Source organism: Gulosibacter molinativorax, from assembly GCF_003010915.2.
Lineage (GTDB): Bacteria > Actinomycetota > Actinomycetes > Actinomycetales > Microbacteriaceae > Gulosibacter > Gulosibacter molinativorax.
Genome location: NZ_CP028426.1, coordinates 829,998 through 854,988 on the forward strand (window position 1 = coordinate 829,998; position 24,991 = coordinate 854,988).

Here is a 24,991-nt window from a genome sequence, read left to right on the forward strand (position 1 = left end):
CTGTTTCCACGTCGTCCCAGGACCATTTGTCACGATACTCCTTCCGATAGACAGACGTCCATAAAATGGCACATGAGTCAGAATGGGCATGTGAAGACAACGGAGCAGGAGGGTCGCCGGCAGCAGCTCGCCATCGCATCCGACCCGCGCGTGGCGCGCACCCGGCAGCGAATAATTGGGGCCTGTCGAGAGCTGCTCGAGTCGGATCGGTCTGTCACCGTCGCAGCTATCTGCAGCCGTGCCGATGTCGGGAGAAGCACGTTCTATACGCACTTCGCGACAATGGGCGATGTCGCCGTCGCAGCCATCGACCGACTCTTTGACTCTTTGGCCGCGAAGGACATCGAGAGGAGGGCGGCTTCAACGCTCAGCCGCGCTGGCATCGTCCGAGCGGGCCTCGAGGAACTGCTGCGGGCCGTCTTGGCGGAGCGAGTGTTCTTTCTCTACGCTCTATCCGCTCCGGCTGCGGAACGCGTGCGCGAGCGTTTCACCAGTGATCTCGCCGCGAGCCTGCAACTCACGGTACGCACGGAACGACCGGACGCCTCCGAGGCTTTCTACCGCACTGCGGCCGACTTTACAGCCAACGGAACCATCGGTGCGCTGCTGGACTGGGTTGTCGACCCGGCGGGCCGATCGCAGAAGCAGATGATAGACATCCTCTCCGACCTCCTGCCACGCTGGCTGGTGGACGCACCGCTCAAATAGGTGGTCCGTGTTCAGCCGGGAGCCATCCGCTTGACCCGACAAGCGACGGTTAACGGCTTCTGCGACAACATGGTTCGCTACCCGGCACCCTCATCATGGCCGTTCGGGTGCCCGGTAGGTAGCCTGCTCGCTTGTACGTTGCTGCGCCCGAGCGTGGAGGTAGCGAGGGATGCGGCCGGCCAGGGGTTTGGCGGCTCGCCCTGAACCCCCGGCCGGTGGTGTCATGTCCTGTCGAGATGCTTGGTGAGTTTGTCTCCTTCGATGTCGAGGTTGGGGAGGATGCGGTCGAGCCAGCGGGGGAGCCACCAGGCCTTGTCGCCGAATATGGCCATGATGGCCGGCACGAGGGTCATGCGGACGAGGAAGGCGTCGATGAGGATGCCGAATGCGAGGGCGAATCCGACTTGGGCGATCATGGGTTCGGGGTTGTAGATGAATCCGGCGAAGACGCTGGTCATGATGATCGCTGCGGCGACGACGACGCGGCTGGCGACCGCGAATCCGCGGGTGACGGATTCGCGTCCCTTCGCTCCGTGGACGTGGGCCTCTTTCATGGACGAGACGAGGAAGACTTCGTAGTCCATGGCGAGGCCGTAGAGCACGCCGGTGATGATGATGGGCAGCAGGCTGAGCACGGGTGCGGTGGCGTCCATCCCGAAGATCGGCTGCAGCCATCCCCATTGGAAGACGGCGGTGGTCGCGCCGAAGGTCGCGGCGACGGAAAGCAGGAATCCGACGGTGGCCTTGATTGGGACGATGATGGAACGGAACACCAGCAGCAGCACGATGAGCGACAGCCCGACGACCACTGCGATGTACAGGGGGAGCACGTCGGCGAGTCGTTCGGAGACGTCGATGGCGAGTGCGGAGAACCCGGTGACGCCGATGTCCACGCCGTAGTCGTCGGCGAAGGCGGGGCTGGCGTCTCGGAGCGTGGTGACGAGGTCGGCGGTGTCCTGTGAGGTGGGCGCGGTCTCGGGGACGAGGGAGAACACCGCGGTGGTGCCGTCCTCGTCGAGACCGCCCAGGGCGACAGCGGTGACTCCGTCGAGGTCGGTGAGATCGGTGTAGATCTCCGCGAGATCCGTGGCCGGGATGGTGTCATCGTCTGGTGAGGTGGCGACGACGACGAGGGGGCCGTTGTAGCCGTCGCCGAATGCGTCACCGACGATCTCGAAGCTCTGCCGCTGCGGGGTGTCGGGGTGGTAGCTGGCACCTGTGGGCAACCCGAGGTCCATGTCGAGTGCGGGTGCGGCCAGGACGCCGGCGATGACGAGCGAGCCGATGGCGGCGAGGTACCGGTTGCGGACGAGGAAGCCGGACCAGCCGTTCGCGACGCGGTGCGAGGAACCGGCCTCGTGTGCGGTGCCTGCGTTCAGACGGGCCTTCGGAGAGCAAATGCGTTCGCCGACGAACCCGAGGAGGGCGGGTAGCAGGGTGAGCGCGGAGAGAACGGCGATGATCACGGTGGCGGCGGCGGTGAACGCCATGGTGGTCAGCAGTTGGATCTGCACGACGGTGAGCGCGAGCAGGGCGATGACGACGGTGGTGCCGGCGAAGAAGACGGCGCTGCCGGCGGTGCCGATCGCGCGTGCGGTGGCCTCCCGTGCGGTGAGGCGCTGGTCAAGGATGAAGCGGCGCTGCCGGTTGACGATGAACAGGGCGTAATCGATACCGACCGCGAGGCCCAGCATGAGGGCGAGGACCGCGGTCAGAGAGTGCATCGGCACGATGCTCGAGATCGCGAACGCCCCGCCCACACCGACACCGATTCCGGACAGCGCGGAGACAAGAGGGAGACCAGCCGCCACTAGGGAGCCGAGCGTGACGATCAGGACCAGAGCCGCGATCGCGACCCCCACGATCTCGCCGATGCCGATGAGCTCGGGGATCTGGATCATCGTCGACGAGGGCAACACATCGATGTCCTCGTCCGCGACGGCGGACTCGGCGGTCTCGATCGTCTCATCAACGGTGCCTTCGGGCAGTTCGAAGGTTTGCTCGTCGAACGCGAACTGGAACAGTGCCGTCTGCCCGTCGGCGGACACAACAACCCCGGGCACGGGCATCTGCTCCACGATCAGCGGCGTCGGCGCGTCCGCGTCCGCCGCGGAGCCCTGCACCTGTCCGATCGCGGCCGATGCCTGCAGCAGCAGACTGTCCGGCCCCTTCGCCATCTCGTCGGCCATCACCTCACGCGCATCGATGACATGCGCTTCGCCGTACACGTCGTCGACGGCGTCGAGCAGTGCGGCGAGGTTCTCGCCCTCGTCGATGCGCTCCCCGTCGGTGGAGTGGAACGCGAGGATGCCCTGACCGCCGGATGCATCAGGCAGCCGATCGGCGAGGTCATCGATCACCTCCTGCGCCGGCGTCCCATCGATACGGATCTCGTTGCTCAACTTCGGCGGGTTCACGACGATCAACGTGACGATCCCTGCGATCAACAGGAGCCACAACCCGCTGACCCACCATTTCCCCGCATACGCGGTCTTGCCCCAGCGATACAACAACGACGACATCCGTTCACCTTCCACACAGGGGCACCGCCGTACGACGACGCCGCATCAGTACGACGAGCAGGCGAACCAGCCCACCAGGATCGATAGTCATCCATCATGTTGGTAGTGCACTATCGATTCGATAGTCTGGTATCAGTTCGTGGAGCGTGTCAAATCGACACGGCTGATCAGGTCGACGAAAGGTGGGGCATGGGAAGCAACGGGATGGCCTTCGCTGCAGGAGGCGACGCCGGGAGCACAACCGGTGTCGATGAGGCGGTCAGGTTCCTCGACGAGCAGGGCCGGTGGGCGCCGAGCGGCGACGTCGCCTCCTTCCGTGCGGCCGCGGATGCGCTGAACGTGGAGGTGCTTTGCGGCTTCTACCGCGAGATGACATTGACGCGGCGGCTGGATATCGGCTCAACGGCGCTGCAGCGGCAGGGCGAGTTGGCGCTATGGATCCCGAGCTTCGGGCAGGAAGCCGCCCAGACAGGTTCCGCCCACGCACTGTCCCCGAAGGACACGATTTTCCCCTCTTATCGCGAGCACGGGGTGGCACTGGCACGGGGCATCGACTTCGTCGATGTGCTCGCCGTGCTGCGCGGGAACACCTACCGTGGCTGGGACCCCGAGGCGACACGGTTCAGGCTGTACACGATCGTCCTCGCCGCCCAGACGCTGCACGCGGTCGGGTACGGGATGGGCATCAACCTCAACCGCGCCGCGGGCGAGGCTGAAGCCCATGACGAGGCGGTCATCGTCTATATCGGCGACGGAGCCATGAGCGAAGGGGACGCCAGCGAAGCGCTCGTGTTCGCCCGCACATACGACGCGCCAGTACTGTTCTTCGTTCAGAACAACCAATACGCCATCTCGACCCCCGTCACCACACAGACCGCCGTGAGCTACGCCGACCGTGCACGTGGCTTCGGGATCCCCGGCTACCGGGTCGACGGTAATGACGTCATCGCGACCTACGCGGTCACCAAGACCGTCATGGATCACGTGCGCTCAGGCGGCGGGCCCGCTCTCATCGAGGCGGTCACCTACCGCCTTGGCCCACACACGTCCTCTGACGACCCCACCAAATATCGCGACCCTGCAACGCACGCCCAGTGGGAAGCTCGCGATCCCCTTCCGCGCCTGGAGGCATACTTGCGTGCGAACGGGACACCGGACGAGTTTTTCGAGCAGGTGCGCCAGGAGAACGAATCGACTGCGATGGATGTCCGGGAACGCCTGCTCAAGCTACCCGACCCGGCACCGTCGTCGATGTTCGATCACGTATACAGCGATCCTCATCCCATCGTGACCGCCGAGCGCGAGTGGCTGGAGGCCTACGAAGCCTCCTTCTTACAGACCAACGACTGAGAGTTCGCGTCTGACAGGAGTCTCGACCGGGATGACAGCCACCGATCGTCAAATCTGATAGTCTACTATCGAAACGATGGTTGTCGCTCAGATGTTCATGGATCTCTGAAAGGAATGAATCAATGGCCGGTAGGGCATTGCGGGTGGATGCGTACGCAAGCGTTTCCCGGATTCTGGATGCTGCGCGGCGGCTGTTCGCGTCTGGGCAAGGTTCGGCGACGTTGAATCGGATTGCTCAGGAGGCAGGTGTGGGCATCGCGACCCTGTACCGCCACTTCCCGAATCGCCAGTCTCTGGCCCGAGCCGTGTACGACCAATTGTTCGATGAGCAGCTGAAGCCGCTACTGGAACGCTTTGAGCGCTCGGATACGCCGCGTGAGGTACTGCTGGACATGGCCGAACGGCTGTTGCTGATCCTCGGGCGCGAAGGCGGGCTCGCCGGATCCGTCGGCGACATCGCCGAAGCGACACGTGAGCTGTTGCATCGCAACGGGGATCAGATCGAGGGCGCGGTACGCAGAGCGCAGGAGGCCGGGAATCTCCGCCCCGATCTGCGCCCGGCTGATATCCCGACGCTGATCACGCTGGTCGCCGCCGGATTCAGCGCCCTGCAAGACGGATCCCCCCGTAGATACGTGAGTCTGCTGCTGGACGGCCTCAACCCCGCCTTCGCGCAGCCGCTGCCCGAGTAACCCGCAATACCAACCCTTCCCAGAAAGGTCACCGCCATGTCCGCAGACGTGCTCGGTCTCGCCCTCGGCGGAGGCGGCGCACTCGGTGCCGCTCACGTCGGTGTGCTCAAGGCCCTCCAAGAGCGACACATCCGGCCTAGCGTGATCGCCGGGACGAGCGCCGGAGCTCTGGTGGGCGCGGCGTATGCGGCGGGGCTTCCCGTCAAACGCATCGAACAGCTGGTCCGCGAGGCGACGTGGTCGACGTTCGGGCGGCTGTCGATCAGTCCCAGATTCGGTCTGCTCGACAGTTCGGCTCTGCTGGATACCATCGCGCGGATCGGCGACGAGCCCGATATTGAGAACCTGCCACGTCGATTCGCCGCCGTGGCCACCGATCCCGCAGCGCGAACCGGAGTCATCATCGACCGCGGCCCGTTGGGAGCAGCACTGCGTGCCAGTATCGCCGTACCCGGCATCTTCCCTCCGATCCCTCACAACGGACGGATGCTGGTTGATGGCGGGCTCGCAGCAAATCTGCCCATCCGCGCTGCCCGACACCTCGGAGCCACGCACGTCATCGGCGTTCGGCTGCGCCCGGAATGGGACCGTCTCAAGATCGTCCCGGATGCGGCAAACGTCGCACAACTTGAATACGAAGCAGGCGTTCTGGTCATCCGACCTGACCTGACTGGCATGTCGCAATGGTCGCGCGTCGATGTCCCCCGTCTCATCGGAGCCGGCTATGACGCCGCCCACGAGGCTCTATCGCTGAATGAAACGAGCCAACGTGGTGCTGCCTGACCTCCTGGAGTCTTCCCGTCGGATGTGCGTGCTGATCGGTGTCGACACTTTTCCGCCGGACATCAATGGCGCTGCTCGTTTCGCCCGTGACCATGCTGTGCGTCTTGCCCGGCGCGGTCACGAGGTGCACGTCGTCGCCCCGGCCACCTCGATGAGGTCGACGTCGGGTGTCGAGATCATCGACGGCCAGGCCATCCATGTGCACCGGCTGCGCAGCGTGCGGTGGCCTCTGCATGACTGGCTTCGTTTCGCCCCGCCGTGGGAAGTGCGCTACCAGGTGCGAAGGATTCTGCGAGAGACGCACCCTGCGGTCGTGCATCTGCAGTCTTTCATCGATATCGGCCGTGGGCTCGCGATCGAAGCAGAGCAGGCCGGTATCCCGATCGTCGCGACCAACCACGTCATGCCCGAGAACGTCGTCGAGTTCAGCGGTCTTCCCAAACGCCTGCATCCGCGGCTGACCAGATTCGGATGGAACCTAGCCACCACCGCCTACACGCGCGCTGACATCGTCACCATCCCCACCCCGATCGCCGCCGACTACCTCGAACGCCACACCGGGCTCAGCCCGATCCATCCGATCTCGTGCGGCATCGACACCACCAGGTTCACACCCAAGACCGCTAAGCCCGCTGATGCGCGGGTCCTGTTCGTCGGACGCCTTGACCCGGAGAAGAACCTCACCACGCTCCTCACCGCGTTCTCCCTGATCCCTCCCGGCACCGGCGCGCACCTGGACATCGTCGGGCGCGGATCCGAGAGCGGCGCGCTCCGCGCCCAAGCCGCACAGTTGGGCATCAGCGGACGCGTCACGTTCCACGGGCGCGTCACCGACGAGCAACTGGTCTCGATCCACCATGCCGCAACAGTGTTCGTGATGCCATCGCCGGCCGAACTGCAGAGCATTGCCACCCTCGAAGCGCTCGCCTCCGGCACACCGGTCGTCGCCGCCGATGCCATGGCGCTTCCCCATCTCGTCAGCAACGGGGTCGAGGGGTACCGGGTGCCCACGCACAACGCCCACGACTTCGCCGACCGCATCGAGAGGATCCTCGCCACGGACGATGACGGCTACCTCCGACTCAGTACTGCGGCCCTCGCTCGCGCGCGTAAACATGACGCCGCCACGATCATCACCCACTACGAAAAGCTCTATGACACGCTCACTCCGAGTATCGCGAGCGGTGCCCCGTGAGCCGTCGCGCCCACCCGTCTCGTAAACTGCGCATTCGCTAATGCAACTGATGATCCGCAGCATCGAGGCAAAGCATCGCTATCGTCGAGGACTCACCCAACGGCCCCTCGTGTCATCGGCCTTAGCGGAAAACAGATCGGGCTCCCGATGCCATAGCGGGGCTGAGCCGCAATCCTCAACTGCAACTGGCATGGGATGGCTCATCCAAAGCGCTCGGAACTCTTATGCTCATGTCTGAAGAGCACTTGTTCGGCTCACAGGGAATCCCACTGCGCGTGCGGGAGCAGATCGCATGGCGCCCTTCGGGCCCGGTGACTGCATTCGCGATCAAGATCATTTTCACGATCTCTGGATGGGCAAGGGTCTATCTGCCCGCAGGCGAGGTCTTCCTGGACTCGGGAAGCGTGGTAACTTTCCCAGCAGGCGTCGAGGCCCGAGGGGTCCCTACCGCCCACTTGCGCACGGTGACGCTCTACATTCATCCTCAATACCTGAGCGATCAGTTGCGATGGTTACCAGCGGCTCACCCGCTCGTGCATCATTTACATCGCGCCCTAGAAGGCGATCTACCGCTGCAATCCTTACAGTTGCAGCCACCAGCGATGCGAGACCTCACCCCGATTCTCGTGCGCCTCGCGCGATCGCACGTTACTAGTCCGTTCAACGACTTCGCCCTGGTGACGACCACATCCGAACTATTCGACGTCGTCGGGCGCTTCACCGGCGCCTCTTCACGAAGCTCAGAGCTGGCATACCCCACTGGCGCGCCGCCACGGCAGGAAATTGCTGCAGCGATCGCGCTCCTGCACTCTGACCTTGCCCGCCCTTGGCGGATTGAGGATCTGGCTCGGGAGGTCTCGTTGTCGGCATCGCAACTGACGCGGCTGTTTCGTAAACATGTCGGCATCTCCCCGGCCGCGCTTCTACGCCAACTCCGTACGGACTTGATGGCTGAACTACTCGCCACGGCCAGGTCCGGCGTCGGCGAGGCCGCTGCCGCTTCCGGATGGACCGACCCGGCCGTCGCTTCACGGGCGTTCAAACAGCGATACGGAGTGACACCCCGCGCATTCGCAGGCTTCCACCGCAGCAAGGACCATCTTGCGCATATCTCGACGACCTGGTGACAAGGGGGCGGAACGACGCTGGATCAACAGTCGAGATCCGCCCAGCCAACATGTGACGAGATCATGTTAAACGCGATTCGTCATCGTCTGTCGTTGATTGCCGATCGTGTGAGGGAGAAATCTGGCACGGGGAATCAGCGAAGCGCAGACACCTCGTGGAGCTCAGATCTGGCCCGCTGGGATTGACTCTCGCTCGGCGTCGACGCTGGGGCTGTGTGCCCTCGGCTTCGTCGGTGTGGCCCGTACCTGCTGGGTGAGCCAGTTCGTCGCACACGAGCGCGAACAGGCCCCGAACAGCAGGGAGCCCCGTCATGCCCGACCCTACCCCGCCGCCCGCCGAACTCCCGGAGCCCGTATTCGCCGATGACCGGGCGACGCTTTATCTCGGTGACGCGGTCGAGCTCCTCCCACTCCTCCCGGAAGCGAGCGTCGACGCCCTGGTCACCGACCCGCCGTACGGGTTGAGCTTCAACGGGCAGAACTGGGATGACGCTTCCGGGTTCCGGGAGTCCCTTCCGCATATCGACACCAGTGCGATGAGTGCGCCGGAGGTCTTTGAGACGTGGTGCACGGCGTGGGCTGCAGGAGCATTGCACGCGTTGAAGCCGGGTGCGTATGTTGCAGCGTTCGGTGGTGCACGCACCTGGCACCGGATGGTGCGCGGGATCGAGAACGCAGGGTTCGAGATTCGCGACCAGATTGCCTGGCTGCACACCACCGGGATGCCCAAATCAATGGACCTCTCGCACGCCATCGACAAGCACCACGGCATGCAACGCACCGACCGGATCGTGCAGACCACCGATCACGACGGGGTGCTCGGCGCGACCCGCACGGTCCTATCGAAGGGAACCCCGGTGACCGAGGACGCGGCATGGTGGGAGGGGTGGGGCACGGCGCTGCGTCCCGCGTTCGAGCCGATCATCATCGCCCGCAAACCACCCGAAGGAAACGTCGTCCGCAACGTCCTTCAGCACGGTGTCGGCGGGCTCAACATCGACGGCGGCAGGTTCGCCGACGACCGGTGGCCCACGAACGTCGCCTTCGACCCGGGACAGGCCGATGCGCTGGATGTGTTGACGGGGACGTGGCAGGGCGAGTCGCTGTCTCGGAAGTTTCCGATCTTCCGCTTCGACCACAAGCCCAACGCCGCAGAACGACCCCGGGCATTCGGGGTCTCGCACGCGACGGTGAAGCCGCTGGCTCTGATGCGGTGGTTGATCACTCTCGTCACCCCGCCTCGCGGGGTCGTGTTGGAGCCGTTCGCTGGATCGGGGACGACAGTCGAGGCGGCGGCGCTTGGGGGTTATCGCGTCGTAGGAGTCGAGAAGGACGCGTCGTACGTTCCGTTGATCAGGTCGCGGATGCACTGGTGAACACCGACGAAGAGCTCTCTCAGCGAGCGGGACGGAACATGCCGCCGGTCAGGGCACGTTCCGGTAATCTTGGACGCATGGTGTCTCCTGAAACAGACAAGTCGGGGCTGCCGGCGCGCCGGTAGCCCGTGATGCACTAGTCCTCCCCGTCGTGCGGCGCGCGTTCTGAGCGTGCCGCTGTGAGCCTGCGCATCCGAAACACCGGTCGTGCCATACGCGCCCGTACTCCTTTTGTTATGTTTCGGAAAGCACGCTCATGCCCTTCTTGCTGTATCTCCTTGCCCTGGCCGTCTTCGCTCAGGGAACCTCCGAGTTCGTCCTCGCCGGCCTCTTACCCGCGATCGCCGCCGACTTCAGCGTCTCACTCGGCCAAGCCGGCCTTCTGACCTCCGCGTTCGCGGCGGGCATGGTCATCGGCGCGCCGCTGATGGCCGCGTTCGGCCGGAAACTCTCACCACGATGGACGATGACAGGCTTCCTCGCCGTGTTCGTGATCGCTCATATCGGCGGCGCGATCACCAGCAGCTTCAGCATCCTCGTGACAACCCGCATCATCGCCGCATTGGCGAACGCGGGTTTCCTCGCCGTCGCCCTGGCGACCGTCACCCGTATCGTTCCGGCCGACCGTCAGGCTCGCGCGGTGTCCGTCATCCTCAGCGGCACCACACTCGCACTCATCGCCGGTGTCCCTCTCGGATCCCTCATCGGCGAAGCATGGGGCTGGAGGGCGACGCTGTGGGCCATAGCGCTCATCTGCCTGCCCGCACTCGCCGCCGTGCTCATAGCGACACCGACCCGCCCCGCACCCGCAACGGTCACCACCATCGCCCCACAAACGCTGGGAACAGAACTGTCCGTGCTGCGCCGGCGCCCGCTGAAACTCGCCATCATCCTGGCGATCCTGGTCAACGCTGCGACGTTCTGCACATTCACCTACCTGGCCGTGATCGCCACAGCACAGGCCGGTCTCCGCACCGGCGCCATCCCTGTCCTCCTGGCACTGTTCGGCATCGGGGCATTCTTCGGCGTCACCCTGGCGGGCCGGTTCGGGGATCGCCACTGGCGACCACTGATCTCGATCGCCAGCCCGCTCCTGCTCACCGGCTGGCTGATACTTGGGCTGTGTCAAGTTTTGTAGACACTCTTCTTGTGGATCAGGCCGCGACCGCGTTCTGATGATCTGTGTTTCGTTCGTATGCGTGGCGGACCTCGACAGGGGTGCGATATCCCAGCGTTGAGTGGAGCCTGCCACGGTTGTAGAACACCTCGATGTACTCCATCACCGCGAACCTCGCACGCCCTCTGGTGGCGAAAGCCTGCCGGTGGTACATCTCGTTCTTCAACATCGAGAAGAAGCTCTCAGCGACGGCGTTGTCCCAGCACACCCCGGTCCGCCCAACCGAGAGCTTCACCTGGCACTGCTCGGCAAGCTCGGCATAGGCAGCCGAGGTGTAGACCGAGCCGCGATCCGAGTGAAACACGGCACCCTCACCGATACGACCGTGGGTATGCGCCATCGTGAGGGCATCGCTGACGAGCTCGACGCGCATGTGATCAGCCATCGACCACCCCACCACTTCACGGTTGTACAGATCAATCACGGTCGCGAGATACAGCCATCCCTCCCCGGTGCGCAGATACGTGATGTCACCGACGAACCGCTGCCCTGGCTGCTCGGCGGTGAAGTCGCGGCGCAACCAGTCCGGACGGTCCTGGGCGTCGAGTGCGGGAATCGTGGTCCGCTTCGACGCACGCGGCTGCACCCCGTGCACACCGAGCTGGCGCATCAGCTTCCGCACCAGGCCCGCCGAGGCCGTGACACCCCTGCGGGCAAGCTCGTGGAGCATCCTCCGGAACCCGTACGTCTGCTGCTTGTCCTCGTCGATCTGCTTGATCAACGCCGCCAACTCATCGCGTCGGCGACCAGATGGCGTGGTGGTGCCTTGTCGTTTCGCCCAGGCGTAGTAGCCAGCCCGAGACACCTTCAGCAGGCGTGTCATCAGGCCAATCGTGTGGTGGGCCTTCTCCTCGTGGATCAGCTGGAACTTCACGCTCACCGCTGTTCCTTCGCGAAGAAGGCCGCGGCTTTTTTCAGGAACGCGTTCTCCTCTGCCAGACGACGGTTCTCCGCCTCGAGCCTCGCATATCGCGCGGCGTCGACCGGGGCAGGCGCCGTCTGCGGGTCCGGGTTGGCTTGCCGGTAGTTCTTCACCCAGTACCCCAGAGAAGACTCGTTAATCTCGAGCTCCCGGGCGACCTGCGCGATCGGCCGCTGTCCCTGGATGACGAGTTGCACAGCGTCGGCCTTGAACTCGTCAGTGAACTGACGGCGGGGTTTCTTCATGGTCATGTCGTTCATTCAACTTCCTGGTAACGACTGTCTACCCCAAGTGTCACACCCCAACTCGCGCTCGCCCCTACCGGCCCGGTCGTGATGTGGATCCTGGCATTCACGCAGGGCGCACTGTCCTTCACCGTGGGCAGCGCGCTCGTCGCGCGAGTCATGGCCGAAGCGCACGCCGCCCCCACGATGTCGGGAGCGTTCTCCACCACAGCGCTCAACCTCGGAGCGATCATCGGCCCCATCGCCGGCGGCGCAGCCCTCAACCTCAACGGCACCCAGGGCGTACCCCTCACCAGCGCCCTCCTGGTCGCACTCGCCCTGCCGCTCTGGTGGGTCCGGACAACAACCCGCCGAGTTCTGGTCCGATAGGAAGAACGGGCATGGATGTCGCGATGCGTCACGTGTCGCGCACAGCAAGCCTCAATGGGGAACGGTTCCCGCTCCATGTGAGGCAAGAAACGCATGCGGCCGCTACCCAGCGGATCCGACACGACGTCACGAAACTCATCGTGGTCACCCGTGGAACGACAATGCTTGCTCACGAGGCGGGGGCGTTCACGATCGCGGAAGGTGGCGCGGTGCTTCTTCCTGCCGGGCACTGGTACTCAGGACATCCATTAGGTCAGGTTGTGACGTCGACGGCGTACATCGATGAGCGGTTCCTTCGCGAGAACGCACGGTGGCTTGACGTCAGAGACGAGCTCGCGCTCCCTGCTCTCTTCCGAGAGTCAGCGCCGGTCCCTGTCAATCTGACGCCGTCTGGCTGGTCGCAGTTGTACGCCCTGATGCGTGCCCTGTTGGACGGGCAACACCGTGCAGTCCCCACGTCCCGTCGGCTGTCGTACGCGATCCATCTGATCGCGCTCCTTAGCCGGCAAGACGAAGGAAGGACTTGGGAGTCTGACGTCATCCGACAAGCGACAGTCCTCCTGAACAAGCATCTCGACGCTCCTTGGACAGTCAGAGCACTGGCTGAGATCTGCGCGATATCTGTGTCGTAGCTGTCGCGGCTGTTCCAGCAACACGTTCAGACGAGCCCGGCACGATATCTTCGCGCGCAGCGGGCGCACCGCATGGCCGAACTGCTGATCTCCACCACGGACAGCATCGAGACCATCGCTCGCCACGTCGGCTGGTCCGACCCCGCCCATGCGTCGCGCGCATTCCGCAGCATCCACGGAGTGAGCCCGCAGCACTACCGGCGCACACACGGAGGAGCCGCGCTTGTACGTGCAGATTCCTGACCTCGCTGCTCCTACCTGACAGGTGCGCCGACCGCGCGATTGTGCGCGGCGAACCTCAGGGAAGGAACGATCATGAGCATCGACCCAAGCGAACCAGCAGCATTGACCGGCGCGGGCGCTGCGAGACACCGAAGCAGGGTGAGCCCGCCGCCGGGTGTCTTGTTTCTCGGAGTGATCGTCTGGACCGACGACCCGGAGGTCGATCCGACAGTGATCGCGGACCGGAACCCGGTCGTGTTGGCGCGGGTGGTCGCGATCACGATCCACGAGACGCTCGAAGACTCCGAGGCATATGCCGGGGCGACGGAGTTCCTTCAGTCGAATCCACCACCGCAGGATTGGGTGCTGCCCGAGGACGTGGATGCGTGGTTGGAGGCGCTGCGGGAGGCGACGCCGCACCCAGCGTACTCGTTCCACCACGTGCCCATGACGGGTGGCGCGGACGGGACGAACCACACGGCCGTCAACCGGTATCTGCAGCACGCGCTGCAGGAACGCGAAGAAACCCTCACCCCTGACTCGTCGCCGAGCACTGATGCTGGCCGGTCGTCAGGGCGACACCTCGCGCGCTGACCTGGTCGCGGGGTTTGACGTTTCGGCGCATGTTCTTGATGTTTCGACGCGTCATCAGCGGGACGCCTCGACCTTGGCGTCGACCTGTGCGTACCTCTGGAACAGCACCGTCGACACCCGAGCGTTCGTGTGCGGTTCTCTTTCCGCCTATCCGTCTATGAATGGAGTCCTTCATCATGTCTGACATCACGATCCCGCCGTTGGGGTATTCGCCTGAGCCACCGCGCCCGCATCGAGTGGTGGTTGAGTTCGATGTCCTCGCCCGCACCCAGGCCGGAGCGCAGCACATGGTTGATGAGGTGCTGTTCGAGGAGGTCGCTGGCCCGCCGGACCAGCTCCGCACGGACGGAGACCGGGTGTTTGGTGAGGAGTTCGGTGACGACGTCTCACACATTCGCTCCTGGATACCCGTACCCGCGGCTCCGCCCGCCGCGCGAGCGGTGCCGTTGCCGGGGTGGGAGGCGTTCGAGGAGTCGGGGATCCCGGAGATCGTGGCGGAGATGTTCCCACCCGAACCGGCCACGGGTGACTTCCTCCTCCCGGACGGCACACCCGACGCTGGAGCATTCGAGGATGCGCACGAGCGGTGGCGGGACGAGTGTCTCTCGCTCGCCGTGCAAGCATCCCGTCTCCCCGACACGCTGGAACGGGTGGAGCGGGCCGAGCGGGTCCGTGACGGCCTCGTGGATCTGCTGGAGCGGGAGCAGTTGCCAGTGGAGCCGGTGAAGGAGGACTATCTCGTCACGGTCGCCCCGTCGTTCGAGGGCGAGTACGAGGACATGCGATTCAGATCCGACCACGCCCAGTGGCGCTTCGACTTCACCGCTACTGCGCGCCACCGCGAACACGCGCTACAGGGACTCGTGGAGGAGGGTGGTCCGCGGATGATGTTCCTGCCGGAGCGGTTTCACCGTGAGTGGGTGCCGTCAGATCTGATCGCCCAGCAGACCCTCCGAGTGCTCATGGAGCGGGAGAAGGCCGGGGAAGGCAGACCATTGTTGGACCGGCGGGAGCGGGAGGAACTGGAGGCGATGCTGTTCGCTGCCGACCCCGACATTCGCGTCGTCGACCCTGACGACCCCTCTGGGGCCGAGTTCTATGCGGGGCGGGCGTCGGAAGCGCACGAGTGGATGCCGCCGGGCGTGTACGACGCGACCGGGATCAACGGAGAAGGCCAGTTCCGTCTCGTCGTGGGCCGCGTCCCGGTCGGGGATGAGGTGACGGCGTCGGCGGCGTTCCCACCCGCCGAGCACGACAGCGCTGTCGTGAACAAGATCGCCCGCATCCTGGAGCAGGACACCGAACAACACGACCCGGCGACAGTCCTTGAACGGATCAACGCCGCGGTCCTCGAAACTGGGCGGACTGCTGCCACGCCCTCGGACATTCGCTCTCCCGAGCAGGCCCTAACCAGACTCGAACGCGGGGCACTGCTGAGCGAGCTGCTCGCCGAACGAGAACAACACCTGGACACGGACCCGGACGGCCCCGAACGACCCACGTCAGACCGTGGTCCTGGCCGGAGCTTGTAGCAGAAAAGCACCCCCCGATCGGTGGTATTGGAGGTGGGCGTGTTTGACGATTTGGCGCAGGTTCTTGACGAAACGGCGCATCCTGCCCAGAAACGCTCGCGGACGCCGGACACGCTCGGGTAGGGGTTGAGGTTCAGAAGGGATGCTCAGAGCGGAGAATCTGCGCGCAGCATGGTTGCTGCCGCACCTTCCCAGTAGATACCGCGCACGAGCCCCCAGGCCCGTGCCGTGTCCTGAAGGAGGTGCACATGCCGATCACCAACCCCGATGCTTGCCCGATGCCCGCCTGGCTCCCCAGGGAGCTCGGACAGGCTGCTGCCGTCTACGCTGCCGCGGGCATCCCGGTGTTCCCCTGTGCGCCCGGTCAGAAGCATCCGCTGACCGCGCATGGGTTCCGCGACGCCACCACCGACCCCGCGCAGGTCGGCACCTGGTGGGAACGGCACCCGGACGCGAATATCGGCATCCCCACCGGGACCGTGATCGACGTGCTGGATGTGGATGTGCACGCCACCGGCACCGGATACCCAATCCTCCGCACCCTGCAACGGGAGGGGCTGATCGGCGGATGGGGGCAGGCCGTGCGCTCCCCGTCGGGTGGGCTGCACCTGTACTACCCGACCGACCCAGACCAGGCACGGGGGTCGTGGTCTCGGGGGCGGGCGCATGTGGACTTCCGCAGCACCGGCGGCTACATCATCGCCCCACCCTCCACCATCACCACCACCCGCGGGGACCGCCGCTACGAGACCATCGCCCACGGCCGTCACCCGCGCCCGGTTGATGCGGATGCGATCCGCGAGCTGCTGACACCCCAGCCTGAGTGGACACTCCACCCGGCCGGTTCGGCGGCGCTGCGGGAGCGGCCCGTAGAGGAGCTCGCGGACTGGGTCGCCGCGCTGCCGGAAGGGAACCGGAACGCGGGACTGTTCTGGGCGGCATGCCGGCTTGCTGAGGCCGGCCTGCCCGAACCCGACACCCATACGATCCTCGAACCTGCCGCGACCGCCGCCGGACTCGAGCCGCGGGAGATCGCCGCGACGATCCGCTCCGCCCACCGCGCCACGAGGGTCGCTGATGTGCCGGATGATCCCGGCGTGCAGACCGTCCGCTCGTTGTCGGGGGTCGGGAGGTAACCATGACCCGCCCGGCAGTGACAGCTCGCGCTCCGCGCGATCTGGACCTGAGCCCGGGCAAACAAGCACCCGACGCCCGGTCATCCGGTGGGGTGTCCCGGTTCGTGGTCGCGCTCGCAGTTGCCGGGACGATCCTGCTCGCCCTCGGCGCGTTCTGGCTGTCGTTCACCACGCTCCGTGACCTCGCCGTCCTTTCCGGGATCCCTGCAGGGCAGGCGTGGATGTGGCCGCTGATCGTGGACGGCGTGATCCTGGAAGCCACGATCAGCGTCGTCGCGCTGCGAGATTCTGCCCGCAACGCGCGGCGGTTCGCGTGGCTGCTGCTCGGCGCGGGTGCCGGAGTGAGCGTGGCGGCGAACATCACCCACGCCGTCGTCGCCGCCGACACCCGCGTCCCCGCCCTCATCGCCGCACTGGTCGCTTCGGTACCACCGCTGGTGCTGCTCGCGATGACGCATCTCACCGTCGAACTCACCCGCAACACCACACCCACCCCGACCATTCGAGAATCGGCCCGTCCGCTGCCTCTGGCCGAAGAGACCACCACGGTCATGGAGGTCGACGCCCCGCACCGGTCCGAACAGGTCGCGGCACTCGAGCCTCCGGAGACGACCTCCCCGACACGTTCGAAACCGAGCACCGCGGTACGGCCATTGACTGCTCGTGGAAGAAATGGGCAGCGAGGAGAAGCCCGAGTTCGGGCGCTCGCGCTGGACGCGGAGGGCGTGTCGAAACGTCAGATTGCTGCGCACCTCGGGGTGCATCCCACCACGATCGGCCGTTGGCTGAACGCACCTGACCGTCAACAGGACGGAGACCCCCATGACTGACCCCACCATCCCTGACCACCAGCACGTCGACCAACTGGGCTGCTGCGTAGATTTCGGACAGCGTTTTGATGGATTTTCTTACGCTGCTAGTGCCAGCTGTCGGTAACTGTAATGGACATCGTTGGGGTACTGGTAACCCAACGCGGAGTGGCGACGGCGACTGTTGTAGAACCCCTCGATGTAGTTGATCACATCACGTCGCGCCTGCTGTTTCGTCGCGTACACGGTGCGGTACACGCGCTCGTTCTTCAACGCCGAAAAGAACGATTCCGCCATGGCGTTGTCCCAACACACGCCAGTTCGTCCCATCGAAGACCGCATCCCCAGCCGGGCCACCAGCGCCCGATAGTCCGCGGAGGTATAAACACTTCCGCGGTCCGAATGAAAAATCGCGCCTGGCTCAATCTGGGTGGTCGCTACCGCATTCCGGAGCGCGTCCTCGACCAACTCGGTACGCATGTGATCAGCGATCGACCAGCCCACAACTTTCTTCGAATAGCAGTCAATCACGGTCGCCAAATAGATGAACCCCTGCCACGAGGGAATGTAAGTAATATCGCCCACGAATTTGCTGCCAGGCCGGTCAGCGGTGAACGCCCGCTGCACGAGGTCTGGCATGCCCTCGGCGGCCTCTCGATCCGCCAGCGTCGTCGTTCGGAACGGGCGCGGTTGACAGGCCACCAGGCCCTCGTCACGCATGATCTGTCGCACCAGCTCTGGCGAGCACTCCGTCCCCTCCGCGGTCAGATCAGCGTGAATCCGCCGGTACCCGTAGGTCTGGTCTGACGCGTCAAAGAAATACCGGACCCGGGAGGTCAGCGCCGCCCTGCGGGTCGCGGTCGCCGATAACGGGCGGCCGCGCCAGTGATAGAACCCGGAACGAGAAACTGCCAGCCACACGCACATCCGCGCGATCGATGGCGCGCCTGGCTCGCGGGCATAGGAGTCGATGAACTCATACTTCGCCACTATCGTGGCTCCCTCGCGAAGTACGCTGCTGCTTTTTTTAGGAACGCGGCCTCGGTGCGCAGTTCCCGGTTCTCGCGTTCGAGTTCTCGTAACCGGGCTCGTTCATCGAGAGTCAAATCGCCCTCCGGTTCTCCGGTGGCGTGCTCGGCCCGGTACTTCTTGAGCCAGCCGCGGAGGGTTTCGGCGCCGACACCGTATTCCTCGGCTACCGTCTTGACGGCCTTCGAGGTGGTGATCACCTCGCGGCATAACTCGTCCTTGAATTCCTGACTGAATCGTCGTCGTGTTGCAGACATTCTGCGGATTCCTCATTTCAGTGTTCCCCCGAAATGCTACGGGGCTCACTGTCCGAAATCTCCACAGCACTCCACGATCATCCACGCGAAGAACCGGCACGGGAACATATACCCGTACTTCATCTGCCTGGGCCGCAACAACAAGCGCACCACCTGTGACATGCCCTACGCACCCGTGGACCGGGTCGAGCAGCTCGTCGCCGACTACTACCAGCGCATCACCCTCACCCCAGCGATGACCGACGCGCTCCGGGGGATGCTCACCCACGAGTTCGATCAGCTCACCGCGGGCACGAACCAGTCCATCCGCGACCTCACCGACCGGCGCAAGCAGATCCTCGCCGAGCAAGACAAGCTCCTCGAAGCCCACCTCGCCGACGCACTGTCATTGGACCAGCTGAAGAAGTTCCAGACCCGGCTCCGCGCCGAGCTCGACGGGATCGAGGCGCAGATCGCCGAGCACCACAACGACTACCAGGGAGCCCGCGCCCTCATCGACGGAGCTCTCGATCTCGCACGCGACTTCGCCCAGATCTACGAGCGCTGCGACGAGCACAACAAGCGCCTCGCGAACCAGACCTTCTTCACCCGCATCTACCTGAACGAGGGCAACACCCTCACCGCCGACACCGCAGCTCCCTTCGCCACGATCCTCGACGAGACCACGAAGCAGCAGGCCCTCACCTGGGCCGAAGCACGCACGTCCACCAACGAGAAGAGCGATGCTGTAACCCAGGACCTGTTTCTTCAGGCCCGGGTTACAACATCGCTCATTGCGTGCGCGAAGGGGGACTTGAACCCCCACGACCTAATGCGGTCACTAGCACCTCAAGCTAGCGCGTCTACCAATTCCGCCATCCGCGCGAAGTGTTGTTCTCAGTTTGTTTTTCAACGCCCTGGGCACAAGGGAATACATTAGCAAGTGTTTTTGGAGATTTGCAAACTGAATTTTGTGTTTCGGCGTGTTGCGAGGAACCGCGCCAATTTCGGGGAATCACTAGGCTGTGATCATGACCGCTGATGCTGAACTTCTCCACGACCCCACGGTGATCGCCACGCGCGATCTGATCCGAATCGACACCACGAATTGGGGGAGTGGGAAGAGCGCTGGCGAGCGGGAGGCCGCGGAGTACCTGGAGGCAAGGCTCGCGGCGATGGGCCTCAAGACCGACGTGTTCGAGTCGGAGCCGCGGCGAACCTCAGTGGTCGCGCGGGTCGCGGGGCGCAACCCGGAGAAGCCCGCGCTCGTCGTGCACGGCCACACCGATGTCGTCCCCTCGAACCCCGAAGACTGGAGCGTCGACCCGTTCGGCGCCGAGGTGAAGGACGGCTGCATCTGGGGCCGTGGCGCGGTCGACATGAAGAACATGGATGCGATGATCCTCACCGCGCTCGAGGAGATCCACGCATCCGGGCGGCAGCCGGAGCGTGACCTTATCGTCGCATTCTTCGCGGACGAGGAAGACGGCGGCAAGCTCGGTGCCCACTACGCCGTCACGAAGTTCCCGGAGCTTTTTGCCGGGGCGACCGAGGCCGTGAGCGAGGTGGGTGGCTACTCGATTTCGATTGACGGCAAGCGGGCCTATCTGCTCCAAACCGGTGAGAAGGGGATGCTCTGGTTCCGCCTGAAGTCGAAGCGGCACGCTGGCCACGGCTCGCGCTACGTGCCGCGTGAGAACAACGCCGTAACCGTGCTCGCGGAGGCACTCGTGCGACTCACCCAACACGACTGGTCGATGCGCCTGACCGAGACGACCCGCGACATGATCGACGCGCTGTGCGAACTTATCGGTGAGGACGCCACCCAGATCTCGCCGGACGAGCTCGTGCTTCGCACCGGCTCGGCGTCGAGCTGGCTCACCGCATCCCTGCGCACTACCGTGAACCCGACCATGCTGGATGCGGGCTACAAGGTCAACGTGATTCCCGCGGAGGCCGTCGTCGCGATTGATGCGCGACCGCTGCCGGGGGAGGAGGAGTCGTTCCTCGAGCAGGTGCGAGAGATCGTGGGGCCCGACATTGAGGTCGAGATCGACTGGAAGTTTCTCGGCACCGAGGCACCCTCATCCGGGCCAATCGTGGATGCGGCTCGCACCGCCCTCGACCGTCACGACCCAGGTGCGTTCATCATCCCGTACCTGCTTCCTGCGGGCACAGACAACAAGTCGCTGGCGCGGCTCGGCATCAATGGCTACGGGTTCGCACCGCTGCGGCTGCCGCTCGACCTGGATTTCCCGGCGATGTTCCACGGGGTGGATGAGCGGGTGCCGCTCGAATCCGTGGTGTTTGGGCGAGAGGTGTTGCGCGACTTCCTCCTCAGCTACTGAGGCGTACACTTACCCGCTGGTATTGATGTCTTCTGAAAGCTGAGTGCATGAGCTGGTTTGACGCTATCGTCCTCGCGATCGTCCAGGGACTCACGGAGTTCCTCCCGATTTCGTCGAGCGCGCACATCCGTATCTTCGGTGAGTTGCTTGGTATTTCGGATCCGGGGGCGACGTTCACCGCGATCATTCAGATCGGTACGGAGCTCGCGGTGCTCGTGTTCTTCTGGAACGACATCGTGCGGATTATCAAGCAGTGGATTGGCTCGCTGCGCGGCAAGGTCCCGAAGAGCGATCCGGATGCGCGCATGGGCTGGTTCATCATCATCGGCTCGGTGCCGATCGTCGTCCTCGGCGTGCTCCTGCAGGACGTGATTCGCTCGCAGTTCCGCTCCCTGTGGATCATCGCGACGACGCTGATTGTCTTCGGCATCATCCTCGGTATCGCGGACGTGATCGGCAGGCGTGAGAAAACTCTCGACAAGCTCAACGCGAAGGACGGCATCCTGTACGGGTTCGCCCAGGCGCTCTCGCTGATCCCTGGTGTCTCGCGCTCCGGCGGTACGATCACTGCTGGCCGTCTCATGGGCTACGACCGCCCATCGGCGGCGCGATATTCGTTCCTGCTCGCGGTGCCGGCGGTGCTTGGCTCGGGTGGCTACGAGCTGTACAACGCGCTGACGGAATCGAGTGACGCGACGGCGGTTGCATGGGGGCCGACGATCCTCGCGACGATTCTGTCGTTTGTCATCGGTTGGGTCGTCATCAAGTTCCTCATGAAGTGGGTCGAAACCCGCAGCTTCATGCCGTTCGTGATCTACCGGATTGCTCTCGGCACGGTGCTTTTCGTGCTGCTCGCGTTCGGAGTAATTGACCCGCTGTCGGGCGCAGCGTAACCACTGCGTAAACTAGCTGGGTGATTCTTGCATCGACTTGGCAGGCCCCCGAGGTCCCTGAACTGACAGGTGACCCCGTTCCCGTCTCGCTGTACAACACGGCGACCGAGACTGTGGAGGCGGTGAAGCTCGAAGATGGCGTCGCGCGTCTCTACGTGTGCGGCATCACGCCGTACGACGCGACCCACCTCGGTCACGCCGCGACGTATCTCGCGTTCGACACGCTTGTGCGCGCGCTCGGCCAGGCCGGCGTGCCCGTCGAGTACTCGCAGAACATCACCGACGTTGACGACCCGCTCTTCGAGCGCGCGGACGCCACAAACGTTGACTGGCAGGAGCTCGCGTCGAGCCAGACGGATCTCTTCCGCGGTGACATGGCCGCGCTACGCGTCGTGCCCCCCAATTCGTACGTGCGCGTCCAAGATGTGATCGAAGAGATCGCGGATGCGGTGGGCGTGCTGCTCGATCGCGGCCTCGGTTACACGGTGCCGACTGAGGAGTCCGAGGGCGAGGATGTCTACTTCGACCTCCGCGCGAGCCAGGAGGGTGACCTCTACGAGCTCGGCGCAATGAGCCACTTCTCGCCAGAGAAGCTCGGCGAAGCGTTCGTCGAATTCGGCGGGGACCCGGACCGACCCGGGAAGCGCTCCCCACTCGACCCGCTCCTGTGGCGCGCACAGCGCGACGGCGAGCCGAGCTGGCCCTCGCGGGCCGGAGACGGACGCCCCGGGTGGCACGTCGAGTGCGCCGTGATCGCTACCGGGACCCTGGGGGATACCGTGAGTATCCAGGCCGGCGGCCGCGACCTGCGGTTCCCGCACCACGAGATGACTGCGGCACACGCATCCGCGATCACCCAGCAGCGCTTTACCGACCACTACGCGCACGCCGGGCTCGTCGCCTATGAGGGCGCCAAGATGTCGAAGTCGCTCGGCAACCTCGTGCTCGTCTCGAAGCTGACCGAGGCGGGCAACGACCCTGCCGCGGTTCGCCTCGCCGTGATCGCCCACCACTACCGCGAGGACTGGGAGTGGTTCGCAGAAGAGCTCGTGGCTGCCACCGAGCGCCTCGAGACCTGGCGTGAGGCGGCCGCACGCGCCGACGCGGAGACTGCCGAGGCCAGCGACTATGGCCAGCGCATCCGCGAGGCGATCGCGAACGACCTCGACACGCCGACCGCGATCGCGATCGTGGATGCATGGGCGGGGGAAGAGCGCCCCGACCCCGCCGTCATCGACGTGGTCGACGCGCTCCTTGGCGTCAAGCTGACGAGCTAGGCGGGCCGACGAGCTAGGCGGGCCGACTTGTCAGCCTGGCGCAGGCAATTCGCCCGAGACCCGTACGCGGGGCTCGGGCGAATTTCGCATAGCTGCGCGGTTCGTTAACTGCGCGGCTCGTTGCCCCGCTCGCCGTCCTCGTCGCGGTGGTCGTCCTTCGCGAGGAAGCGTTCGAACTCGGCGGCAATCGCGTCGCCCGTCGCGGCCTCGGAATCGACGACGTCGCGGGCCTCTTCGAGGTAGCGGATGTACGTGCGAAGGTCCTCGTCCGCGTCCACGGCCTCGGTGATCTGCTTCTCCCATGCGAGTGCTTCGGCGAGGAGCTCGCCACGGTCGAATTCGAAGCCAAGGAGCTCGCTGAGCTTGTCGAGGATCGCGAGCTGCGCCTTCGGCGAGGAGTTGTCCGCGTTACTCGTATAGTGCGGCACCGACGCCCACATCGATACGACCTGCAGGCCGGCCTCGCGCGCGGCGTGCGAGAGGACGCCCGGGATGCCGGTCGGGCCCTCGTATTTCGACTCCTCGATACCGAGGTCACGACGAACGACAGGGTCGTCGCTCGTGAGGAAGACCTGGATATCGCGGGTGTGCGGCGCATCCGCGAGGAGCGCGCCGACGATGACGATGCGGGTGATCGATTCCCGCTGAATCAGTTCGATGACCTCGCGGGCGTAGGAACGCCACCGGAGGGAGGGCTCGCTGCCGGTCAGGGTGTAGATCCGGTGAATGTCGGGGTCGAGGGCTGCGTCCTCGACCGACTGCGGGATGATCGGACCGGTCATGGTCGTGGCTGGCCAGCGGATCACGCGCTCGTTGTTTGCGTTGAACTCGGACCGGGGCCGCTGCATCGAATAGTCGTAGTAGTCCTCGTCATCGATTCTGCTGATGACTCGATTCACGCCGATGTACTGCTGTAATTCGTCTACCGCCTCACTCGCGGCCTCGCCGGCGTCGCTCCACCCGAGCATGGCGAGCACGAGCGTGCGTCCAGCGCGAAACGAGGTGGGGCGGGAGGAATCCGTCACGTGTGTACTCCTGAAATTTGCGGACAGTTCTCTCAAGCCTACGACGCCTTCTGGCAGACCAGTAGACTGGTGGGATATGACCGCGCACACTCCGGCGGCCGTTCTTTGGGATATGGACGGCACGCTTGTTGAAACCGAGCAGTACTGGATCACCGCCCAATCCGGCATCCTCGAACGCTACGGGCTCCCGCCGCTCACCCCTGAGCAGGACCTCTCTCTCGTCGGGTCCTCGCTTCCTGTCGCCGCCAAGCTCTTCAAATCGCTCGGCGTGCCACTGAGCCATGATGAGATCATCACGACCATCTCCGAAGAGGTGATCGAGCTCGTCGAGGGCGGGCTGACGCTGCGTCCGGGCGTAAAGAACCTGCTGAAAGACCTCGCGGAAAACGACGTGCCGACCGCGATCGTCACCAATTCAACTCACGATCTCGTACGGGCGGTGTTGCCACACCTCGAGGGCCACGAGTTCGATCACATCGTCACGACCGAGGACGTCACGCACGGCAAACCGCATCCGGAGGGCTACCTCCTGGCCGCCACTCGGCTAGGCGTGTCGATTCGGGAGAGTATCGTCCTCGAGGACTCCGTGAATGGCCTCGGGGGCGCGGTCGCCGCTGGGTCGGTGCCGATCGGCATCCCGTTCGAGGTGAATCTCGAGCCTGCCGATCAGTACATCCGCCTCGAGACGCTCGAGGGCGTCGGCTGGCAGGATTTGCAGTCGCTCTATGCCGAGTTTCGAAGCGCGGCCGCGCGCCGCTAGCCGTCGAGCACATCCTGCCCACCCCCTCATTT

The 24,991-nt window shown here is 64.7% G+C and carries 24 protein-coding genes and 1 tRNA gene; 19 read left to right on the forward strand and 6 right to left on the reverse strand.

Translation table 11 applies throughout. From position 1 onward, the window contains the following. Positions 1–90: 90 nt before the first annotated feature. Positions 91–708: a TetR/AcrR family transcriptional regulator gene (locus GMOLON4_RS03995; RefSeq protein WP_169516541.1), complete on the forward strand. Its 618-nt coding sequence runs from the start codon at positions 91–93 to the stop codon at positions 706–708. A 221-nt stretch (positions 709–929) separates the two neighbouring features. On the opposite strand, the gene GMOLON4_RS04000 is transcribed toward GMOLON4_RS03995, so the two are convergent. After that, the gene (locus GMOLON4_RS04000) at positions 930–3,230 is read right to left on the reverse strand and encodes an MMPL family transporter (protein WP_026937719.1); all 2,301 of its coding nucleotides are present in this window, start codon (positions 3,228–3,230) and stop codon (positions 930–932) included. A 189-nt stretch (positions 3,231–3,419) separates the two neighbouring features. Between GMOLON4_RS04000 and GMOLON4_RS04005 the strand changes: the two genes are divergently transcribed. From GMOLON4_RS04005 to GMOLON4_RS04035, 7 genes are all read left to right on the forward strand, one after another. Continuing rightward, the gene (locus GMOLON4_RS04005; RefSeq protein WP_245575546.1) at positions 3,420–4,580 is read left to right on the forward strand and encodes a thiamine pyrophosphate-dependent enzyme; all 1,161 of its coding nucleotides are present in this window, start codon (positions 3,420–3,422) and stop codon (positions 4,578–4,580) included. A gap of 143 nt (positions 4,581–4,723) precedes the next feature. Continuing rightward, positions 4,724–5,272, forward strand: a complete 549-nt coding sequence (locus tag GMOLON4_RS04010; RefSeq protein ID WP_265576769.1) for a TetR/AcrR family transcriptional regulator — start codon at positions 4,724–4,726, stop codon at positions 5,270–5,272. 36 nt (positions 5,273–5,308) lie between these two features. Then, positions 5,309–6,055 (forward strand): patatin-like phospholipase family protein, encoded by a 747-nt coding sequence (locus GMOLON4_RS04015; protein WP_051267326.1) that lies wholly within the window; start codon positions 5,309–5,311, stop codon positions 6,053–6,055. Then, positions 6,042–7,250: a glycosyltransferase gene (locus GMOLON4_RS04020; protein ID WP_265415402.1), complete on the forward strand. Its 1,209-nt coding sequence runs from the start codon at positions 6,042–6,044 to the stop codon at positions 7,248–7,250. The genes GMOLON4_RS04015 and GMOLON4_RS04020 overlap by 14 nt, the downstream gene beginning before the upstream one ends. Before the next feature lie 230 nt (positions 7,251–7,480). Further along, positions 7,481–8,377 carry a helix-turn-helix transcriptional regulator gene (locus GMOLON4_RS04025; protein ID WP_169516542.1) on the forward strand — a complete coding sequence of 299 codons (897 nt, stop codon included), beginning with the start codon at positions 7,481–7,483 and terminating at the stop codon, positions 8,375–8,377. Positions 8,378–8,688: 311 nt separating this feature from the next. Next, the gene (locus GMOLON4_RS04030) at positions 8,689–9,753 is read left to right on the forward strand and encodes a DNA-methyltransferase (RefSeq protein WP_051267329.1); all 1,065 of its coding nucleotides are present in this window, start codon (positions 8,689–8,691) and stop codon (positions 9,751–9,753) included. A 256-nt stretch (positions 9,754–10,009) separates the two neighbouring features. Continuing rightward, positions 10,010–10,891, forward strand: a complete 882-nt coding sequence (locus GMOLON4_RS04035) for an MFS transporter (RefSeq protein ID WP_051267331.1) — start codon at positions 10,010–10,012, stop codon at positions 10,889–10,891. A gap of 16 nt (positions 10,892–10,907) precedes the next feature. On the opposite strand, the gene GMOLON4_RS04040 is transcribed toward GMOLON4_RS04035, so the two are convergent. After that, positions 10,908–12,097, reverse strand: a protein-coding gene (locus GMOLON4_RS04040) for an IS3-like element ISGmo1 family transposase (protein ID WP_156892064.1) whose coding sequence is annotated in 2 segments (ribosomal slippage) — positions 10,908–11,839 and positions 11,839–12,097 — 1,191 coding nt in all. Because the reading frame shifts where the segments join, the coding sequence is not laid out codon by codon here. Positions 12,098–12,184: 87 nt separating this feature from the next. Here GMOLON4_RS04040 and GMOLON4_RS04045 point away from each other — a divergent pair. The 7 genes from GMOLON4_RS04045 to GMOLON4_RS04065 all read left to right on the forward strand — a co-directional run bounded on the left by GMOLON4_RS04045 (position 12,185) and on the right by GMOLON4_RS04065 (position 17,412). Then, positions 12,185–12,466, forward strand: a complete 282-nt coding sequence (locus GMOLON4_RS04045) for a hypothetical protein (RefSeq protein ID WP_156892063.1) — start codon at positions 12,185–12,187, stop codon at positions 12,464–12,466. Between the two features lie 23 nt (positions 12,467–12,489). Further along, positions 12,490–13,098 carry an AraC family ligand binding domain-containing protein gene (locus tag GMOLON4_RS16375; protein ID WP_407648552.1) on the forward strand — a complete coding sequence of 203 codons (609 nt, stop codon included), beginning with the start codon at positions 12,490–12,492 and terminating at the stop codon, positions 13,096–13,098. 9 nt (positions 13,099–13,107) lie between these two features. Beyond that, complete coding sequence (locus GMOLON4_RS16380; protein ID WP_407648553.1) at positions 13,108–13,341, forward strand: helix-turn-helix domain-containing protein; 234 nt, start codon at positions 13,108–13,110, stop codon at positions 13,339–13,341. Between the two features lie 72 nt (positions 13,342–13,413). Further along, positions 13,414–13,914, forward strand: coding sequence for a hypothetical protein (locus tag GMOLON4_RS04050; RefSeq protein ID WP_146137585.1), 501 nt, complete (start codon positions 13,414–13,416; stop codon positions 13,912–13,914). A 176-nt stretch (positions 13,915–14,090) separates the two neighbouring features. Next, positions 14,091–15,446 carry a hypothetical protein gene (locus tag GMOLON4_RS04055; protein ID WP_146137586.1) on the forward strand — a complete coding sequence of 452 codons (1,356 nt, stop codon included), beginning with the start codon at positions 14,091–14,093 and terminating at the stop codon, positions 15,444–15,446. 248 nt (positions 15,447–15,694) lie between these two features. After that, positions 15,695–16,582 carry a bifunctional DNA primase/polymerase gene (locus GMOLON4_RS04060; protein WP_051267335.1) on the forward strand — a complete coding sequence of 296 codons (888 nt, stop codon included), beginning with the start codon at positions 15,695–15,697 and terminating at the stop codon, positions 16,580–16,582. 2 nt (positions 16,583–16,584) lie between these two features. Then, entirely contained in the window at positions 16,585–17,412 is an 828-nt protein-coding gene (locus tag GMOLON4_RS04065; protein WP_084147670.1) for a DUF2637 domain-containing protein, read from the forward strand. A 78-nt stretch (positions 17,413–17,490) separates the two neighbouring features. Here GMOLON4_RS04065 and GMOLON4_RS04070 read toward each other — a convergent pair. From GMOLON4_RS04070 to GMOLON4_RS04080, 3 genes are all read right to left on the reverse strand, one after another. After that, a protein-coding gene (locus GMOLON4_RS04070) for an IS3 family transposase (protein WP_265415403.1) occupies positions 17,491–18,677 on the reverse strand; the annotation gives its coding sequence in 2 pieces (ribosomal slippage) (positions 17,491–18,407 and positions 18,407–18,677; 1,188 coding nt in all). Positions 18,678–19,062: 385 nt separating this feature from the next. Beyond that, on the reverse strand, positions 19,063–19,482 hold the full coding sequence (locus GMOLON4_RS04075) for a hypothetical protein (RefSeq protein WP_026935831.1): 420 nt from the start codon (positions 19,480–19,482) through the stop codon (positions 19,063–19,065). After that, a tRNA-Leu gene (locus GMOLON4_RS04080) sits at positions 19,456–19,541 on the reverse strand. The genes GMOLON4_RS04075 and GMOLON4_RS04080 overlap by 27 nt, the downstream gene beginning before the upstream one ends. A 146-nt stretch (positions 19,542–19,687) precedes the next feature. Between GMOLON4_RS04080 and GMOLON4_RS04085 the strand changes: the two genes are divergently transcribed. Genes GMOLON4_RS04085 through mshC form a run of 3 tightly spaced genes read left to right on the forward strand, consistent with a single transcriptional unit; the run spans position 19,688 to position 23,174 of the window. Next, on the forward strand, positions 19,688–21,004 hold the full coding sequence (locus GMOLON4_RS04085; RefSeq protein ID WP_026935830.1) for a M20/M25/M40 family metallo-hydrolase: 1,317 nt from the start codon (positions 19,688–19,690) through the stop codon (positions 21,002–21,004). A gap of 47 nt (positions 21,005–21,051) precedes the next feature. Next, positions 21,052–21,897: an undecaprenyl-diphosphate phosphatase gene (locus tag GMOLON4_RS04090; protein WP_026935829.1), complete on the forward strand. Its 846-nt coding sequence runs from the start codon at positions 21,052–21,054 to the stop codon at positions 21,895–21,897. Positions 21,898–21,917: 20 nt separating this feature from the next. Beyond that, a complete protein-coding gene (gene mshC, locus GMOLON4_RS04095) occupies positions 21,918–23,174 on the forward strand; it encodes a cysteine--1-D-myo-inosityl 2-amino-2-deoxy-alpha-D-glucopyranoside ligase (RefSeq protein WP_026935828.1) in 1,257 nt (418 codons plus the stop codon). A 104-nt stretch (positions 23,175–23,278) separates the two neighbouring features. Here mshC and GMOLON4_RS04100 read toward each other — a convergent pair whose 3' ends face one another. Continuing rightward, on the reverse strand, positions 23,279–24,199 hold the full coding sequence (locus GMOLON4_RS04100; protein ID WP_026935827.1) for a PAC2 family protein: 921 nt from the start codon (positions 24,197–24,199) through the stop codon (positions 23,279–23,281). Between the two features lie 76 nt (positions 24,200–24,275). Here GMOLON4_RS04100 and GMOLON4_RS04105 point away from each other — a divergent pair, with 76 nt between their 5' ends. Then, positions 24,276–24,959: an HAD family hydrolase gene (locus tag GMOLON4_RS04105; RefSeq protein ID WP_026935826.1), complete on the forward strand. Its 684-nt coding sequence runs from the start codon at positions 24,276–24,278 to the stop codon at positions 24,957–24,959. Positions 24,960–24,991 lie beyond the last annotated feature (32 nt).

Coding starts and splice junctions, on each gene's coding strand:
- GMOLON4_RS04015 (WP_051267326.1), top strand. CDS start 5,309: ATGTCCGCAGACGTGCTCGGTCTCGCCCTCGGCGGAGGCGGCGCACTC.
- GMOLON4_RS04030 (WP_051267329.1), top strand. CDS start 8,689: ATGCCCGACCCTACCCCGCCGCCCGCCGAACTCCCGGAGCCCGTATTC.
- GMOLON4_RS04065 (WP_084147670.1), top strand. CDS start 16,585: ATGACCCGCCCGGCAGTGACAGCTCGCGCTCCGCGCGATCTGGACCTG.
- GMOLON4_RS04035 (WP_051267331.1), top strand. CDS start 10,010: ATGCCCTTCTTGCTGTATCTCCTTGCCCTGGCCGTCTTCGCTCAGGGA.
- GMOLON4_RS04005 (WP_245575546.1), top strand. CDS start 3,420: ATGGGAAGCAACGGGATGGCCTTCGCTGCAGGAGGCGACGCCGGGAGC.
- GMOLON4_RS04050 (WP_146137585.1), top strand. CDS start 13,414: ATGAGCATCGACCCAAGCGAACCAGCAGCATTGACCGGCGCGGGCGCT.
- GMOLON4_RS04000 (WP_026937719.1), bottom strand. CDS start 3,230: ATGTCGTCGTTGTTGTATCGCTGGGGCAAGACCGCGTATGCGGGGAAA.
- GMOLON4_RS04025 (WP_169516542.1), top strand. CDS start 7,481: ATGTCTGAAGAGCACTTGTTCGGCTCACAGGGAATCCCACTGCGCGTG.
- GMOLON4_RS04060 (WP_051267335.1), top strand. CDS start 15,695: ATGCCGATCACCAACCCCGATGCTTGCCCGATGCCCGCCTGGCTCCCC.
- GMOLON4_RS04085 (WP_026935830.1), top strand. CDS start 19,688: ATGACCGCTGATGCTGAACTTCTCCACGACCCCACGGTGATCGCCACG.
- GMOLON4_RS04105 (WP_026935826.1), top strand. CDS start 24,276: ATGACCGCGCACACTCCGGCGGCCGTTCTTTGGGATATGGACGGCACG.
- GMOLON4_RS04090 (WP_026935829.1), top strand. CDS start 21,052: ATGAGCTGGTTTGACGCTATCGTCCTCGCGATCGTCCAGGGACTCACG.
- GMOLON4_RS16375 (WP_407648552.1), top strand. CDS start 12,490: ATGCGTCACGTGTCGCGCACAGCAAGCCTCAATGGGGAACGGTTCCCG.
- GMOLON4_RS04055 (WP_146137586.1), top strand. CDS start 14,091: ATGTCTGACATCACGATCCCGCCGTTGGGGTATTCGCCTGAGCCACCG.